The following is a 16500-nucleotide window of genomic DNA, read 5'->3' on the forward strand; positions in this document are numbered from 1 at the left end:
TTTTATTCGCTTATCAGTTTGTTTCGACGTGATTCGTAAATATCGCGTAAAAACGGATAAAGTTCGATTGCATCTTTTTTGAGACTGTCGTATTCGTTGACATGTAAAGACGTTCGATTGATCATATAAAATGCCGTTACGCCGAGAGATTCGGCGGTATTGTCGACCATATTTGCGTCGCGCGCTTCGATATACGTAAGCGGATTCAACCAATAATCACCCGCAAGCCCGACAAGATCGCGGGCATTGGACGGTCCTATAATCGGCAGTACGATGTGAAAGCCGCTACCGACGCCGTAAGCACCCAAGGTCTGTCCGAAATCCTCATCGTGTGCGTAAATGTGCAACTCTTCTGCGGCAACGTCGCGAAAACCCAAGATACCCATTGTTGAATTCAAGACGAAACGCTCGGATTCTTCAAAAGCATTGAGCCATTTAAATTGCAAAAGATTATTGACGAAACGAATCGGGAAAAAAAGGTTTTCAAACGCATTGGAAAGACCTTTACGTGCGCTCTCGGGCACGAGATAAGCGTATCCTTGCGCCGTCGGTCTAAGAAGGTATTCGTAAAAATGATCGTTGACGTCCGTCATAAAACGGTTGTATCCTTCCAACGGATCAAAAAGAGCTTCGCTTGTTTTATCGGCAAATTCGGTTTCAACGTCTTCGCTTGCTTGTTGCGGCGTAGGGTTTGCCGCCCATAATAGCGATAAACTGAAAAAACATGTTAAAAATAATAGACGCACCGGCAACTCCGAAATAGTAAAATTGTCGCAATTATAGAACTTTTCTAATTTATTTTAGATTAAAGTTTATGAACGGTGCCTTTCTTTAGCATAGAACAAGCAAATTTTAATCTTGTTTTGACTATAATTTCCGTCCTAATCTCACACACACCAATCCTTTACGGTTGCAGTGTTGAACTGTTGACGGGTGTGGAGGCAAAACCAAAAATTAAACAAAGGAGAGCTTCATGGTAACCATGAAAGACCTATTGGAGTGCGGTGTACACTTCGGACACCAAACAAGACGTTGGAATCCAAAGATGAAAAAATTCATCTTCGGAGAGAGAAAAAATATTTATATCGTAGACCTTCAAAAAACGCTACGTTATTTCAGATATACCTACAATGTTGTTAAAGATGCAGCAGCTGAGGGTAAATCAATGTTGTTCGTCGGAACTAAAAAACAAGCAAGCCAAGCTATTCGCGAATACGCGGAAAAATGCGGTATGCCATATGTCAACCACAGATGGTTAGGCGGTATGTTAACGAACTATCAAACCATCAGACAATCCATCCGTAAACTTGACATCATCGAAAAAATGGAAGAAGACGGTCAAATCGATCTTCTGACTAAAAAAGAAGCGTTGATGCTTCGAAGAAAAAAAGAGAAACTTTTGGATTACCTCGGCGGTATCCGCAATATGAAAAACTTACCCGATATGATCTTTGTTATTGATACCGTGAAAGAAAAAATCGCCGTTCAAGAGGCTAGACGCTTAGGTATTACGGTCGTTGCTCCGCTTGATACGAACTGCGATCCCGATATGGTTGATTTACCGATCCCCGGAAACGACGATGCGATTCGTTCGATTCAACTTTTCTGTAAAGAGATGTGCGAAGCGATGAGCGAAGGAGCGGAGATCCGTGCTAAAGACGCTCCTGCGGCTGAAGAAGCGGTCGAAGCAAGCGAAGAAGAGAAAAACGACTTGATCGATGAAGCGATGAGCGAAGAAGAAGCAGTAGTAGAGGAAGGCGAATAATGGCTGAAATTACCGCTGCTTTAGTAAAAGAGTTACGCGAGTCTACCGGTGCAGGTATGATGGATTGTAAAAAAGCACTCGTCGATACGGACGGCGATTTTGAAGCGGCTACGAACCTTTTAAGAGAAAAAGGTTTGGGAAAAGCGGCTAAAAAAGCGGACAGATTGGCAAGTGAAGGTTTGGTAAACGTTTACGTCGATCCGACGCTCAAAACGGCAACCGTGAGCGAGATCAATGCCGAAACGGATTTTGTTGCGAAAAACGAAGGTTTTATCGCTTTGACGAAAGACACGACGGCACATATTCAAGCAACGAACGTCGAGACGACGGAAGAGCTCATGAAAACGACCATCAACGGTACGCCGTTTGAAGAGTATTTTGCTACGAAAGTCGCAACAATCGGTGAAAACTTGGTCGTAAGACGCTTTGCAACGCTTAAAGCGGGTGCCAACGGCGTCGTCAACGGTTATGTTCACTCCAACGGACGTGTGGGTGTTTTAATTGCGGCAAGTTGCGACAGTGAAGCGACGGCGCAAAAAGCGGGTGAATTTATTCGTAACCTTTGTATGCATGCCGCGGCAATGAAGCCTACGTATTTAAGCTATACCGAACTCGATCCTGCATTCGTAGAGCAAGAAACGATCGGTATTAAAGCCGATATCGAAAAAGAAAACGAAGAATTGGCACGCCTTAAAAAACCTCTTAAACGTGTACCGCTTTTCGTCTCTCGCGTACAATTGACGGACGAAGTTTTAGCGCAAGCGCAAAAAGAGATGGAAGCGGAGTTAAAAGCACAGGGAAAACCCGAAAAAATTTGGGATAAAATTATTCCGGGACAAATTGAACGCTTTATCGCCGACAATACGCAACTTGACCAACAATATACGCTTTTAAGTCAATTCTACGTTATGGACGATAAAAAAACTATCGCTCAAGTGGTTGAAGAAAAAAGCAAAGAATTCGGCGGTAAAATCGAACTGGTAGGTTATGTTCGTTTTGAACTCGGCGAAGGCTTAGAAAAAAAAGCATGCGACTTCGCTTCCGAAGTTGCAGAACAACTGAAATAACGATTTTAAACGATCGGTGAAGGGGCAACTCTTCACCTCTTTTTTGGAAGGACATTGATGTCTTTACTACACGCAAACGCACTCTCACACTCTTTTGACTACCTGCTGTTCGACAATGTTACGTTTGACTTGGCTGCAAAAGAGTCTATGGCGATTTTAGGCGTGAGCGGTAGCGGTAAATCAACTTTATTGCATATTTGTTCGACGCTTTTAGCTCCGAATAAAGGTGAAGTTGTTCTATGTGATCACCAGATCTACAAAGATAGCGATGATGTTCGTTTAAAATTACGACGTTACGACGTCGGGATTATTTTTCAATCCCATTACCTTTTTAAAGGTTTTTTTGCCGATGAAAACGTTGAATTAGCCTCATTTATTAGCGATCAAACGGTTGATCCGATGCTTTTGGAGCGTTTGGGTATCGCGGAGTTTATGCATTATCGAGTCGGAGATCTTTCCGGCGGCCAGCAACAGCGTGTTTCCATCGCACGCGTTCTTGCAAAAAAACCTAAAATTATTTTTGCCGATGAACCGACGGGAAATTTGGACGATAAAACGGCTCAAGAGGTCATGAACGTGCTTTTCGAATACATCGAACGCGAAAATGCCGCTCTTTTACTTGTGACGCACAATCGGCAACTTGCACGACAATGCACGTACGTCAAACATCTTCACGTCGACGGATTGAAAGAGGAAGTATAAACGATGGAATCGCTTATTCGACTCTTCGGCGAAGAACATGTGATTCTTTTTTTTCTTCTCTTTGCCCGACTAAGCGGCTTATTTGCCTTTTTCCCTTTTTTTTCGCATGCGACGATTCCTTTAAGCATTAAAACGCCGATAACGTTTTTTATGGTTATTTTTCTTTATCCTTTATTGCCTCCTTTACCGTTTGTGCCGACTTTGCTTAACTTATTGCTTGCAATTCTCTCCGAACTTTTGATCGGTTTAATCGGCGGATTAATGTTAACGATCGTTCTTTCGATTTTACAAATGGCGGGAATGCAAATCGCTTTTGTCATGGGCTTTACGATGGCAAGCGTTATGGATCCTCAAACCAGTTCGTCGGTACCGGTTATTTCTCAAATTTTGGCGTTAATAGGTTTAATGGTCATTTTGGCGTTTAACGGACATCATCAAATGCTTTTATTTATTGCCGATTCTTTGACGCTTTTACCGCTGGGGACGTTTTACCCTCACATGAACGTTTTGACCTACTTAATCAAAGCAACGACGGGGATTTTTGTTTACGGCTTTGTTCTTTCTTTTCCCGTTGTGGCATTTTCGCTCCTACTCGACGTTGTTTTCGGTATGCTCATGAAAACCATGCCTCAATTCAACCTGTTAGTCGTCGGATTTCCGATTCGTATTGCTGTTTCGTTTGTCGTTTTGATTGCCGTTTTGGCATCGATGATGCTGATTTTCAAGCGGGAATTTATCGAAGCGATGAACCATTTGTCACTTCTTTTTCTACGTTAAAGCAATCATAAATTTTTTTATACTACAATGGGAAATACTAATTCTCATTCAGGAGTGAGCATGCGCCTGTTACTACTCAACACGAACCCCGCCGTTTCAAGGCTTATCAAACTTAGTACCGATAAGGTCGGGTATGAGTTGGACGAATTTGACGATTACGGGTTGGTTCCCTTGGTTCAATACGACGTCATATTGGTAGATAACGAGGTGTATGAAGAAGAAGCCCTTGAAGGCGTGAAAGAGACGAGTGAATGTAACTATGTTGTTTATATCGGGCAACGAGGTACGCAAAAACCCCAAGGCGTAAACGTTCTTTTGGAAAAACCCTTTTTACCGACCGATTTTCTAACGTTACTGGAAAAAGCGAAAAATACGCTTTTGAGCGTTAGAGTTGAAGATCCGATCGTATTGCCGGAGCAAAACGACGAAGAAAAAGCCTTCGATATCGACAATATCGATACCTTAGACGAAGACGAGCCGTTAACGCTTCCGATCCCTTCCGATGATGAAGATACATCGTTAGAATTAGGGGAAGTGAAGCTCGGTGAAATGTCGTTTGAAGATGAAACGTTACTTGACGCGCATACTCAAGATATGCCATCCAAAAATGAAGAAGAGTTGGCTTTAGATGAATTGGATGACGCGTCGTTATTGCTTCAAGAAGACAAAAGCTTAGGTGCGGTGCCGGCGCAAGAAGACGACGAAGAACTCCTTGAAGAGGGAAAAGATGAAGCAACGCCGTGTATTTTAGACAAAGATGATATTAATGAAGTTAAACAGCTTTTAGACGACAGCGACCAAGAAGAAGAAAACGAAGCTTTGCATGAAATCGACGATACTTTAGCTTTCCTCGACGATGAAGACGAAGACGAGAAAAAAGAGGAAGAAGACGATTTTGCATTTGAAGAAGACACAAAAATGCAAGATCAGACGGACGTACTCTCTTTAGAGTCGCTTGAAGACGAAGATTTGGCGTTGGAGGAAGCGTCCGATGTGCATGAAATGCCGACGATAGCCCAAGTCGACGAAGAGGAAGCTGAAGAAGAAATCCTTCCGCAAGAAGAGATCATCGACTCTTTTGAAGAAACGTTGGTCGAAGCGACGGAGGAAGTATCCGAAGATGAAGACGAAGCGGATTTTCCAGAAGATGACGCGCTTATGATTCCACATGTCGACGATGCCGTGGAAGAGCTTGAACACGAAGACGCTTTATTAGACCCCGTTGCCACTATCGACGTTGTTGCCTCTCGCACCCAAGATATTAGCATCGCATCGTTGGACGATTTGAACGAAAATCTTCTCAAATCGGCGTTCGGAGAAACCATAGAGGAAGATGCTCCTGAGTCTTTAACGCCAGATGACTCAGAAGACGTGCAAGAAGAAGAAAAAATAGACGTTATACGCGGTGAAATCGAAAATAGCATTTCCAGAAGTATTTCGGGACTTGCTCAAAGCGATATTTTACGTGAAGCTTTAAAAGGAATGCGTATTAATATTTCCATTACCTTTGACGAGAAATAAAGGATGAAAGGCAATCTTTTAGTGCTTTCAGGTCCTAGCGGATCGGGGAAAAGTTCTTTGATGAAGCATGTACTTCAGGCAATTCCCGATGCTTATTTTTCTATCTCGAGTACGACACGCGCGATACGTGAAGGCGAAAAAGAGGGTGTCAGTTATCATTTTATTTCCAAAGAGGCTTTTGAGCAGGACATGGAAGCGGGATACTTTTTAGAATGGGCAAAGGTGCACGACAACTATTACGGAACTTCTTTAAAGCCTATTTTAAAAGCGTTGCACGAGGGGCATTTGGTCGTATGCGACATCGATGTTCAAGGGCATAAAATCGCTCGCGAAAAATTCGGCGACGTGATTACTTCGGTTTTTATTACGACTCCGGACCAAAAAAGCTTACGGGAACGACTGTGTTTTCGAGGTACGGATTCGAATGACGTCATCGACAAGCGATTGGCGAATGCCGTTTCAGAGATGACATGTATCAAAGAATACGATTATTTACTGATTAACGACGATTTGGAAGAAACCGCACATACGCTTATTGCGATCGCTTTAGCTTCACGTACGAAAACGGCTTTAACGGATTTGGGCGAATTCATCAGCTCTTGGGCGAATATCGAGTAGCAAGTCCGCCTCATTTTTCGTTTAGGAAAAAATGCTATAATAAGTTACTTTTAGAGTATAAGGAACACAATGGGAACGTTTAGTATTTCACACTGGCTCGTCATTTTGCTGATTATCGTTTTGCTTTTCGGTGCGAAAAAAATCCCCGATCTTGCTAAAGGGGTCGGTCAAGGAATCAAAAACTTTAAAAAAGCGATAAAAGAAGAAGAGACGCCGACGATAGAAAATATGGAAACAAAAAACGATACGACTGCGACGACAACGCCGCCGCATGAAGAAAAAAAATCAAATTAAGCGTTGAGATCAATTACGTAAGGAGAAAAAATGGGTACGTTTAGTATGGGACATTGGTTAGTTATTTTAGCCGTGGTTGTTTTGCTTTTCGGTGCAAAAAAAATTCCTGAATTGGCCAAGGGCTTTGGACAGGGAATTAAAGATTTTAAAAAAGCAATTAAAGAAGACGAGGAAGCTACAGCCGTAGCACCAAGCGAAAAAGTAGAGTCTAAAGTAGACGTTACGGCGTCGACGACAGTGCCTCACGTCGACGAAAAAAAATCCGTATAAGGTTCGGTGTTGAAAAAAAGAGTTACCGAAGTCATTCAAAAGACACTGCAAAGAGAGTTTGTTTTAGAAAAACCGACCAATCTTTTTTTTGGGCATTATGCAACGCCGATCGCATTTTCGTTAGCAAAAGAGTTGAAAAAATCTCCTATTGCGATTGCCGAAGAGCTTTGTTCCAAGTTCGATACCGACGGTATTTTTCAAGCCGTTACACCGATCAAAGGTTACATCAATTTTAAGTTGAGCGAGTCGTTTCTTGATCACTATGCGACATGGGCATTGGAACATGAAGCCGAATTTGGCAGCGATACGCATGACGAAACCATTTTATTGGAATACGTCAGTGCAAACCCTACGGGACCTTTGCATATCGGGCATGCCAGAGGCGCGGTTATGGGCGATGCTCTCTATCGTATCGGAACGCATCTTGGGTATAAAATTACGACCGAATATTACGTCAACGATGCGGGAAATCAAGTCGATTTGCTGGGGCTTTCGATTTACCTTGCCGGACGTGAGCATATACTGAGCGTTGCTGTACAATGGCCTGAAGAATTTTATCGAGGCGAGTACATCGTCGATTTGGCGTTCGTCGCCAAAGATGAGCTCGGCGAAGCAATTTTCCATAACGAAGAAAACATCAAACGCTTGTCCGTTTGGGGCAAAGACAAGATGTTAGAGCTTATTCGATCCAATCTTGCGGACGTGGGAATCCATTTTGAGCAATTTGTCAGCGAAAAATCCCTTTATGATCAATGGGACGCCAGCTTTACGCGATTACGCAACAATGCTAAAACGTATGAAGAAGGCGGCAAAGTGTGGATTCGTTCGACCGACTTGGGCGACGAAAAAGATCGTGTCGTTGTCAGAGAAGACGGCAGACCGACTTATTTGGCGGGGGATATTATCTACCACGACAATAAGTTTCAACGCGGCTACGATCACTATATTAACATTTGGGGCGCAGACCACCACGGTTATATCGCACGCGTGAAAGCGGCGATTAATTTCTTAGGGTACGACGAATCCAAACTGGAAGTGTTATTGGCGCAAATGGTCTCTTTACTCAAAGGCAAAGAGCCGTATAAAATGAGTAAACGTGCCGGAAATTTCATTTTGATGAGCGACGTCGTTGCCGAGATAGGTAGGGACGCATTACGTTTCGTTTTTCTCAGCAAAAAATCCGATACGCACCTTGAGTTTGACATCGACGTCTTTAAGCAAGAAGATAATAACAATCCCGTTTTTTACGTGAATTACGCGCATGCAAGGGTCAATCAGATTTTTGCAAAAGCCGAAAAATCGCTTCAAGATATCGTACATGTTAAATTAGAAAACTTGAGCGAAGAGGCTCAAAACCTTCTTTTTAGTGCTCTGTTGCTTCCTGAAGTTTTAGATGATGCGTTTCATTCCCGACAAGTACAAAAAGTGACCGAATATTTAAAATCCCTTGCGGCGGCACTGCATAAATTTTACAACGAAAACCGTGTCGTCGGAAGTGACGACGAGGCAAAGCTACTTAAGCTGTTCGCCGTCGTTGCGCTCTCTTTACGCGTAGGACTTCGCATGATCGGCATTCATGCTAAAGAGAGAATGTAGTCTTTCTTCATGCGACGTGAACGCCTTTTAACGACGCTTCTGCGTTTAGCGATACGCTATCCAAAACTCTTAATCATAGCCCTTCTTTTAGGAGGGCTTTCTTACATGTACGAAGTTTTTATCGCGCGCGATACGATGTGTTTTAAAGGTGTTCCTCAAGCACTCGATGCACGTAGCGAACATTGGACGCGTGTTTTTCGCAATCGTGCGTATATGGTAGGATATTCGGATATAAAAGCCAATCCACTTTGGGTGGTTTATAAACTTACACCTTCTTCTAGCGAGACAGGTTCACTCAAACGCCCTGAAAGTTTTAGTCGCGATTGGCGAAATCTCGGCTTAATCGCACAAGAGGATTATACCAATAGCGGGTATGATCGAGGGCATATGGCACCCAATTTTGCGATAGCCCGTCTCTACGGTAAAACCGCTCAATACGAGACCTTTTTGATGACCAATATTACGCCGCAAAAACCCTCTTTAAATCAAAAAATTTGGCAACGTCTAGAAGAAGCGGAAATTGAGACGTTCGCTCCAAAATACAAAGTATTGTGGGTGTATACCGGCCCCTTGTTTGAAGGACGTTCTCAAACGTTAAAAAGTTCGGCATGGATTCAAGTTCCCTCGGCATTTTATAAATTTTACGTCGGTATCGACGCAACCGATCAGCTTCATACGTTCGGCGTGATTATTCCTCAAAACGCCAAGCCAAACGATTCTTTCGAACGTTATGCGGTCAGTATCGATGAAATCGAACGTCGCAGCGGGTTTGATTTTCTATGCGAGCTAGACGATGCTCTGGAAGAAAAAATAGAAGCCTCGCAAGGAGAGAAGTGGTTTTAATCGCAAAGTGAGGAAGCCGATTCGGGGCGAGAGAAAAAGAAGCCTTGGGCGTAGCGAATGCCTAAATCGCGAATTTGCTCGCAGATGCCTTCATCGCTTACGTATTCGGCGATGACTTGGATACCGGCTTCTTTGGCAAACGTCACGATATTTTTGACCAATAAAAATGAAATCGTATCGGTTAGAATTTTTTGAATAATACTCCCGTCAATTTTAATAAAGTCGGGTTTTAACTCGGCAAGGTAAATAAAGTTGGAATATCCGCTCCCAAAATCGTCGATAAAGATTTGATACCCTAAGCGCTTCAGCATCGTCAAATTCTCTTTTGCTTTTTCTTTACGTACCAAATCTTCCGTCTCAACCAGCTCTAAACCTAAGCGTTTTGCGATCAAAGGGTCTTGTGCGTAAGTTTTTAGAAGCGATAAGATCGTCTCGTCGATAATATCTTGAGGATTGAGATTCACGTTGATGCAAAGCTTGGGATGAAGACGAAGTTGTTGATAGCAGACACCGAGAACTTTTTGCGTAATGTTCCGCAATAAAAACGTACCTTGAATGCTCGGAAGGATTTTATCGGGCGTTACGATGCGGTTTTCATGGTCGAAAAGGCGCAAAAGAGCTTCGTAATGTGAAATCTGAGCGGTTTCGACATCGATAATTTTTTGATAGTAACATGTCAGGCGATCTTCTTCGATTGCCGCTTTAATTTCGGCTAAGGATAAATGACCGCGTTGATCTTTGTGTCCGGATTCGTCGTAAATTTCAATGGTATTGCGCCCTTTCGATTTGGCATTGTAAAGTGCGACGTCGGCAAGTTTAAAAGCTTCTTGAAATGTACGTGATTTTTGAGGAACGAGATTAACGCCGATCGAAACGCTAAGCTGAATCGATTCATTGGAGGGCAATACAAAACGGGTATTTTGAATCGTGCTGAAGAGTTTTTCAATGATATTAAGCGGTGTGCTCGGATCATTTTTTTGCATACGCGCTAAGATTAAAAACTCTTCTCCTCCGTATCGAATGACGATATCTTCTTTTTCTCGCGTTGAAGTTAAAAGCGTTTGAGCGATTTGCGTTAGCACCTGATCGCCACTATCGTGTCCGTAGGTATCGTTAATTTTTTTAAAGTAGTCGATATCTAACGCGGCGATAATATAATCGTCGAGCTGAATCAAATCTTGGTAATGTTGTAGGTAGTTACGGTTATAAACGCCGGTCAATTTATCGATAAAGCTATTTTTGCGTATATCTTTCAAGCGAATCGCCTGTAAGATTAGAAAGAACAAAATAACGCCGATAATCACCATTATACCGACAATTCCGCGTTTTAAAATCGCCAAGACATAATTTACTTCTTCGATTTTTTGAATTGAAAAATCGATAGCTAAGACGAGTTGCACTTGATGGTCGTATTGAATGGGCAGTAGGTAGGTAAGCGATAGCTGATGCAAGAGCGTATGATGAATAATAACGGGACGCTTTTCTTCGTAGATACGAAACCATTCGGGACTTTCGACGTCTAGCTTTTGATTGATCATTGCTTTGTCTTCTTTGTTGGACGCATCGCTTAAAAAGCGAAAGATACCGCGATCGTCTTTGTAGACCAAATACGCGTATTTGATATTGGGCGTTAAGAGCGTTTTGAGATACGATTCGACGCGGCGTTGTAAGGTAACGTCGTTTTTCAACGCTTCGACGTAATCTTGTTCCTCATGAAGCAAATTTTCAACTTGCAAAGCGCAATTTTGGGTAATCTTGAAAAGATCGGAAGTGGAAATCGTAAAGAGCTTGCGACCGATTTGCTCTTCAAGTTTAATCGTATAGCTAAGAAGCAAGAGCAAAACAAAGGCTATTAAAAGCGTCGGTATAAAAAAATAAAACGGACTTTTATGCCATAACGAGCGCAGTGTCATTCGATCGACTCGATAAACTGTTCAAAAGAACTCGGTAAATGGATGTGGCGTGCTTGGAGCCGTCGTTGGATAAAAACGATATTCGGTCGGCTTTTATTCCAAAAAAAAGCACCGAAATAACGTTCGTCGGAAAGAAGCTTCCGATAATTGTTGGTAAAGTAAAGCGTGTTTTTAGCGTGGCAGATACTATTTGCATCGATGTTTTTATTGATAAAAATAAAGTTTGCATCTTCACATGTTGCACTAAGCGTTGCATACTGCGCGTAGACACTTTTTTCAAGTTTTGACATTTCCGGAATAAAGAGTCTAAGGGGTTCGTTCAAAGAGGAAGCGGCAATTTCGGCAATAATTTTTGCTTCCAACTCTATCTCTTTTTGATAAGGCTTAACCAAAAACGTATAATTATCCGCATACGTGAAAATCGCAAGTAAGCTAATGATTATGACATGCTTCATCAAAAAATCCATTGCAGCGAAAAAAAGATGCTTCGATCGTTATCGTCTTCGAGCGTGAAAGAGCCGTTGACGTTTTCTTGGTAGAGAGAACGCGTCGATTTGTCGAGAATATTATTGATTTTGACGCTATAGCTCAGATCTTTCGTTAAATGGTAGGTTGCACCGAGGCTTACGTTGTAGCTTGCCGGGACATGGATAGTCTCGTAACGCTAGGCATTTTTATAAATCAAAGAGGTAAAGTAGTCCCACTTTTGGTAACTGCCCATATATTTGATATAGCCGCCCTTAGTTGAATTATTGATCGTTTCGCTAAGTGTAGACGTGTAATAGTTGAGGTGCAGTTTGTCGTTACGCGATAAGGCGTATTCGTAATCAAAGATAAGTCCTTCGGTATGAATCGTATGATCGACGTTTAAAAATCCGACCGTAGGTTCGTAGTAGATAAAATCGTTGATAGCGACATGATCGTACGTAACGTTTACTTTAGAGTCACCAAACGTTAATGCCGCTTCCAAGGTATAAAAACGGTAAGCTTGCGATTGGAGTTCTTTGTCGAAAAAGGCAGCATAATCGATCGTATAAAATGTGGGTGCAATAGCGGTTTTTGTATAAAAGCTCTTGAGTCCGAGATAATCCGTCGGCGTATAAATCGCTCCGATGCGATAAAGCGAATCGGTCGAGTCTTCCATAAATCCGTTACGTCGATGTCGATCTGCTTTTGCGTTGGCGACGAGAATGATCTCGTCACTTAGTCGGTAACTGTCTTGCACGATCAAAGAGCCGATCGTCTCGGTATCGAAGTCGTTGTATGCCCCAACATCGGTTGTTTGATGCAACATATTGGTTGTTTTTCTAGTGTTGACGTCGTAGCTTTTATGTTGAACGTTAAGCGCCGTAAGGAACGTATTTTCATCACTCGTGAAGGTTTTTGAAAGAAATGCGTTGGTTTTGAAAACCTCTAATTCTTCATCGAATACGATAGGAATCGTTAATCCCAATTGCGTAAAATCGAGTACGGGAACGAGCCATAATCCTTGAGCATTTTCTTCGTAATACTCTCGGTTATTCGCGTCAAAAGAGAGGTTAGCTTTGATGGAACGGTCGTCTAAAAAAAATTGCGTTACGTCAACGAAAAAATCCTTGGATCGTATACGTCCGCTATCGGGGATAGCATCGATGGAAAGGCCCGCGTAATTGTTGCTTGCAAGGTCGGTATACGCTATGCTGATGCGAGAGTTTTCGTTACTGGCATCGGCAAAAAGATACCTTCGTGTTCCGTTAGCATTAAGGGTTTGATTTTTATAATCCGACTCTTTAAACATTCGGGATTGATTGACAAACATAAGGTATTTCCAACCGTTTTCAAAGGTTTGCGACTGCGTAAAACTTTGTGAATACGCTTTTTGGGAATTAATGCCTAGATTAATTGCCGAAGCATTTTCTTTTTCGGGCTTTTTAGTATAGATACGAATATAATACATTCCCGTTTCGTTACCGAAGGAAAAAGAACTTTCTCCGTAATAAATTTCGACGTGATCGATAAAATCCAGAGGAAGATCGCCCCATGAAAGTAAGGTTGATTGGTCGTATCCGGAGCTCAGTTCATGATCGTTAATAAAAAAGCGAAAGAAGCCGCTCGTCGCCGTTTTCGTGCCGACCAAAGAAGGAGTGGAAAGTCCAAAACGGTTGGAGTTTACGTTAAAAACGGGCAATTCTCGAAGAATGTCGTTGAGGGTGCGGTACTGCATCAAACGAATCTCTTGTTGGGAGTAGTTAATGACATGCCCTATTTTTTCATCGACGGTTTGTAAGGAATTATCGGAAACACGCTCGTATTCGTTTAATAAAGAAGCTATCGTTTCACTGAATAAGAAAGAGTTGAATAGTACTAAACACAGAAAAATTTTGATCAAAATAACAGTACCTTTTGTCTTGTACGATAATTGAAGAGGATCATACGATTACTTACAGTATAAAAAAAGAGAACTTAATATTTTATAATTCTGATAAAACGCTAACGTATCGGTAATCAAAGGTAATAAAACACGTAAGTTAAGAGCGGCAGTGTTGGCAAATACCGTGCATCACCATAAAACTGCTATTGATTGTAAAGCCGCTTTGGTGGGAAATTGCTTCTAAAAGAGGTTTCGTATCGATAAAAATATCTTCGACGCTACCGCATTTTGAACATAAAAGATGAATATGCGGTACTTTTTTAATTTCGTATTGTTGTTTTTGATGTGGGAGTTTCACTTCTTCTAAAATATGAAAATTAATAAGATCGTTAATGTTACGATAGAGAGTAGCTTTCGACATCGTCGGATATTTACGGATAATAACGTCAAAAAGCGTATCGATGTCGATATGTCCAAACTGATCGATAGAATCGAGTATCGCCAAACGTTGATGCGTCGATTTGAGGTTGCTTGCCTTTAGTACATCTTTAAATCTTTCCATAAAACGCACTTACCTTTGTAATAATGTTAAAAATACCGTAAATGCCGTAATTTTATAGCAGTCGAGCTTAATAAGATATTAACTATCCTATTTAAGAAAAATTAATTATAGGAATAAATTCTAAATAAGATTAATTACTATTTAAGATAGATATCTTTATAATGCTTGTATATTCTTAAAAAGGAGATGAAATGCAAATGTCTAAGGTTCTAAGCCTTTGTGCGTTGAGTGCTACCGTAGTTTTCGGTGCAAACAGCTTGGTAGAAAAAGTTAAGCAAAACGGAATTGAGGCGATTCCCGTAAGTCAGCTTGAGGTTTTAAAATTAATTGATGATCCTAAAGATCCAATCACATCGGCAAAAGTGGAGCTTGGGAAGAAACTCTATTTTGATCCGAGAATGTCGCGCAGTTCTTTAATTAGTTGCAATACCTGTCACAACCTAGCTACCGGAGGTACGGACGGGATTAGTGCGGCGATCGGTCACGGATGGACGGCCAATCCGCATCACCTCAACTCTCCGACGGTTTACAATTCCGTCTTTTTTAAAGCACAATTTTGGGACGGTAGAAGCCCGCACCTAGCCGATCAAGCGCAAGGTCCCGTTCAAGCAGGTCCTGAAATGGCTGCACCACCTAAATTAGTCGAAGAGCGCATTAATTCAATTCCGGCTTACGTCGATGAGTTCAAATTTGCTTACGGCGATAACGTTAAAATTTCGTTTGAGAAGATTACGTCGACGATTGCTATTTTTGAGAAAACGTTGGTTACGCCTTCACGGTTCGATGATTTTATGAACGGAAACGATAACGCGCTTTCCAAAGCCGAGAAAGAAGGATTGGAAGTCTTTATGGACAAAGGGTGTGCGGCGTGCCATAACGGTATCGCTTTAGGCGGTACGATGCAAGCGTTTCAGGTAGCGGGAAAATATAAGTTCGCGCAAGTCGGAGATTTTAAAGGCGATGCAAACGGCATGGTCAAAACGCCGACCTTAAGAAATATTACCGAAACGGCTCCGTATTTTCACAACGGCGCGATTTGGACCTTGAAAGATGCGATCAAAGAGATGGGAAGTACGCAACTGGGAATTACGATCAGCGATGCGGAAAGTGCTAAAATCGAGACGTTTTTAAAGGCGTTGAAAGGAAGAAAGCCTGTTATTACGTATCCCGAACTTCCTGAAAGCAGTGAAAAAACACCGAAACCCGATGCAAAACTCTAAACTCGAAAGCTGACATGTAAGGAGGTGTAGATTACTCTACGCCTCTGATTTTTTTCATTTCTTCTTCTCTCTCTTTGAGAAAAACTTCGATATTGTATTTTTTACGGTACTCGGGCGTCATCAGATGAATTAAAAGATCGCCCATATCGATGACCGTCCAATTATCGTCGGCATCAACGTTTAAAAAGTTTTCTCCCGCGCTTTTGAGCTCGGTTTTAAGATGATCGAGCAAAGAGAGCCCATGTCGTTCTCCCATCGTACTTGCAATAATAACGGTGTTGACGAAATAGTCTTTCCCGCTCATATCAAACACTTGTATATCTTCCGCTTTTTTATCACTTAACGCGGTGATAATTCTTTCGATTCTATTGTCCATTGGATTCCTTGTATAAAACGCTATCACTTCATTTTCGATGGCTTTGGGGATAAATCTCGGGTCCAAAAACGAGCGCAGCTTTGAAGAACTGATATTAACATTAATCGGTAAAATTTTCAAGTCTTCGGGCGGAATAAAGCTTCCGCGTTGGGCGACAACGATTTCAACGTTTCGTACGATTTCTTCGTATCGATTCCATCGCGGAAGATTCGCATACGAATCGCTTCCGACGATGAGGTAGCAATGTGCATTCGGATAACGGCTTTTGACATGTAAGATCGTTTCGATCGTCGGTACTTGCCTTTGTTGATCTACTTCGTACGAAAGAACCTCGACGTCGGGAAGGTGGCAAAACATACGTTTTAGCCATTCGAGTCGCATCGGTGCCGGTGCGCAAAAGCTCTCCTTAAAAGGGCTTAGGTAGGTTGGAACGATGAAGAGTTTGGAAAGATTGAGACGGCGCAGTGCTTCAAGTACGATTTTTTCGTGAGCCGTGTGCGGCGGATCGAACGAGCCGCCAAAAAGAGCGATATGCAACGGTGTGTCTTCCTTACTTTAAACTTTTTTATACTACATTTTGGATAAAATAATTCGCTTTTATCAAAGCAAATTGTAGATTAAAATGA

At 42.0% G+C, this 16500-nt stretch carries 17 protein-coding genes; 11 read left to right on the top strand and 6 right to left on the bottom strand.

Annotated elements, in window-relative coordinates:
* Positions 1 to 2: 2 nt before the first annotated feature.
* A complete protein-coding gene (locus OA34_RS02255) occupies positions 3 to 746 on the bottom strand; it encodes an MlaA family lipoprotein (RefSeq protein WP_039672192.1) in 744 nt (247 codons plus the stop codon).
* 227 nt (positions 747 to 973) lie between these two features.
* On the opposite strand from OA34_RS02255, the gene rpsB reads away from it, so the two are divergent.
* From rpsB to OA34_RS02305, 10 genes are all read left to right on the top strand, one after another.
* The gene (rpsB, locus tag OA34_RS02260; RefSeq protein WP_039672193.1) at positions 974 to 1765 is read left to right on the top strand and encodes a 30S ribosomal protein S2; all 792 of its coding nucleotides are present in this window, start codon (positions 974 to 976) and stop codon (positions 1763 to 1765) included.
* The gene (gene tsf / locus OA34_RS02265) at positions 1765 to 2832 is read left to right on the top strand and encodes a translation elongation factor Ts (protein WP_039672194.1); all 1068 of its coding nucleotides are present in this window, start codon (positions 1765 to 1767) and stop codon (positions 2830 to 2832) included. Before rpsB ends, tsf begins: the two co-directional genes overlap by 1 nt.
* Positions 2833 to 2889: 57 nt before the next feature.
* A complete protein-coding gene (locus OA34_RS02270; RefSeq protein WP_039672195.1) occupies positions 2890 to 3534 on the top strand; it encodes an ABC transporter ATP-binding protein in 645 nt (214 codons plus the stop codon).
* Positions 3535 to 3537: 3 nt separating this feature from the next.
* Positions 3538 to 4311 (top strand): flagellar biosynthetic protein FliR, encoded by a 774-nt coding sequence (fliR, locus tag OA34_RS02275; RefSeq protein WP_039672196.1) that lies wholly within the window; start codon positions 3538 to 3540, stop codon positions 4309 to 4311.
* A 60-nt stretch (positions 4312 to 4371) separates the two neighbouring features.
* Positions 4372 to 5832: a hypothetical protein gene (locus OA34_RS02280; protein WP_039672197.1), complete on the top strand. Its 1461-nt coding sequence runs from the start codon at positions 4372 to 4374 to the stop codon at positions 5830 to 5832.
* A gap of 3 nt (positions 5833 to 5835) precedes the next feature.
* On the top strand, positions 5836 to 6450 hold the full coding sequence (gmk, locus tag OA34_RS02285) for a guanylate kinase (protein ID WP_039672198.1): 615 nt from the start codon (positions 5836 to 5838) through the stop codon (positions 6448 to 6450).
* Between the two features lie 69 nt (positions 6451 to 6519).
* Positions 6520 to 6744 (top strand): twin-arginine translocase TatA/TatE family subunit, encoded by a 225-nt coding sequence (tatA, locus tag OA34_RS13905; RefSeq protein ID WP_039672199.1) that lies wholly within the window; start codon positions 6520 to 6522, stop codon positions 6742 to 6744.
* 30 nt (positions 6745 to 6774) lie between these two features.
* On the top strand, positions 6775 to 7014 hold the full coding sequence (tatA, locus tag OA34_RS02295) for a twin-arginine translocase TatA/TatE family subunit (RefSeq protein ID WP_039672200.1): 240 nt from the start codon (positions 6775 to 6777) through the stop codon (positions 7012 to 7014).
* A 9-nt stretch (positions 7015 to 7023) separates the two neighbouring features.
* Entirely contained in the window at positions 7024 to 8610 is a 1587-nt protein-coding gene (gene argS / locus OA34_RS02300) for an arginine--tRNA ligase (RefSeq protein ID WP_039672201.1), read from the top strand.
* A 9-nt stretch (positions 8611 to 8619) separates the two neighbouring features.
* Positions 8620 to 9453, top strand: coding sequence for a DNA/RNA non-specific endonuclease (locus tag OA34_RS02305; protein ID WP_039672202.1), 834 nt, complete (start codon positions 8620 to 8622; stop codon positions 9451 to 9453).
* Here OA34_RS02305 and OA34_RS13450 read toward each other — a convergent pair.
* The 4 genes from OA34_RS13450 to OA34_RS02325 form a co-directional block, all read right to left on the bottom strand.
* Positions 9450 to 11366, bottom strand: coding sequence for a putative bifunctional diguanylate cyclase/phosphodiesterase (locus OA34_RS13450; protein WP_286682807.1), 1917 nt, complete (start codon positions 11364 to 11366; stop codon positions 9450 to 9452). The genes OA34_RS02305 and OA34_RS13450 overlap by 4 nt on opposite strands.
* Positions 11363 to 11821, bottom strand: coding sequence for a hypothetical protein (locus tag OA34_RS02315; RefSeq protein WP_039672203.1), 459 nt, complete (start codon positions 11819 to 11821; stop codon positions 11363 to 11365). The genes OA34_RS13450 and OA34_RS02315 overlap by 4 nt, the downstream gene beginning before the upstream one ends.
* A gap of 209 nt (positions 11822 to 12030) precedes the next feature.
* The gene (locus tag OA34_RS02320) at positions 12031 to 13734 is read right to left on the bottom strand and encodes a TonB-dependent receptor plug domain-containing protein (RefSeq protein ID WP_286682808.1); all 1704 of its coding nucleotides are present in this window, start codon (positions 13732 to 13734) and stop codon (positions 12031 to 12033) included.
* Positions 13735 to 13873: 139 nt separating this feature from the next.
* Positions 13874 to 14278, bottom strand: a complete 405-nt coding sequence (locus tag OA34_RS02325; protein WP_039672204.1) for a Fur family transcriptional regulator — start codon at positions 14276 to 14278, stop codon at positions 13874 to 13876.
* 191 nt (positions 14279 to 14469) lie between these two features.
* On the opposite strand from OA34_RS02325, the gene OA34_RS02330 reads away from it, so the two are divergent.
* Complete coding sequence (locus OA34_RS02330; protein WP_039672205.1) at positions 14470 to 15498, top strand: cytochrome-c peroxidase; 1029 nt, start codon at positions 14470 to 14472, stop codon at positions 15496 to 15498.
* A gap of 31 nt (positions 15499 to 15529) precedes the next feature.
* On the opposite strand, the gene nadD is transcribed toward OA34_RS02330, so the two are convergent.
* On the bottom strand, positions 15530 to 16411 hold the full coding sequence (gene nadD, locus OA34_RS02335) for a nicotinate (nicotinamide) nucleotide adenylyltransferase (protein ID WP_039672206.1): 882 nt from the start codon (positions 16409 to 16411) through the stop codon (positions 15530 to 15532).
* Positions 16412 to 16500 lie beyond the last annotated feature (89 nt).

This window comes from Sulfurospirillum sp. MES, assembly GCF_000789415.1.
Lineage (GTDB): Bacteria > Campylobacterota > Campylobacteria > Campylobacterales > Sulfurospirillaceae > Sulfurospirillum > Sulfurospirillum cavolei.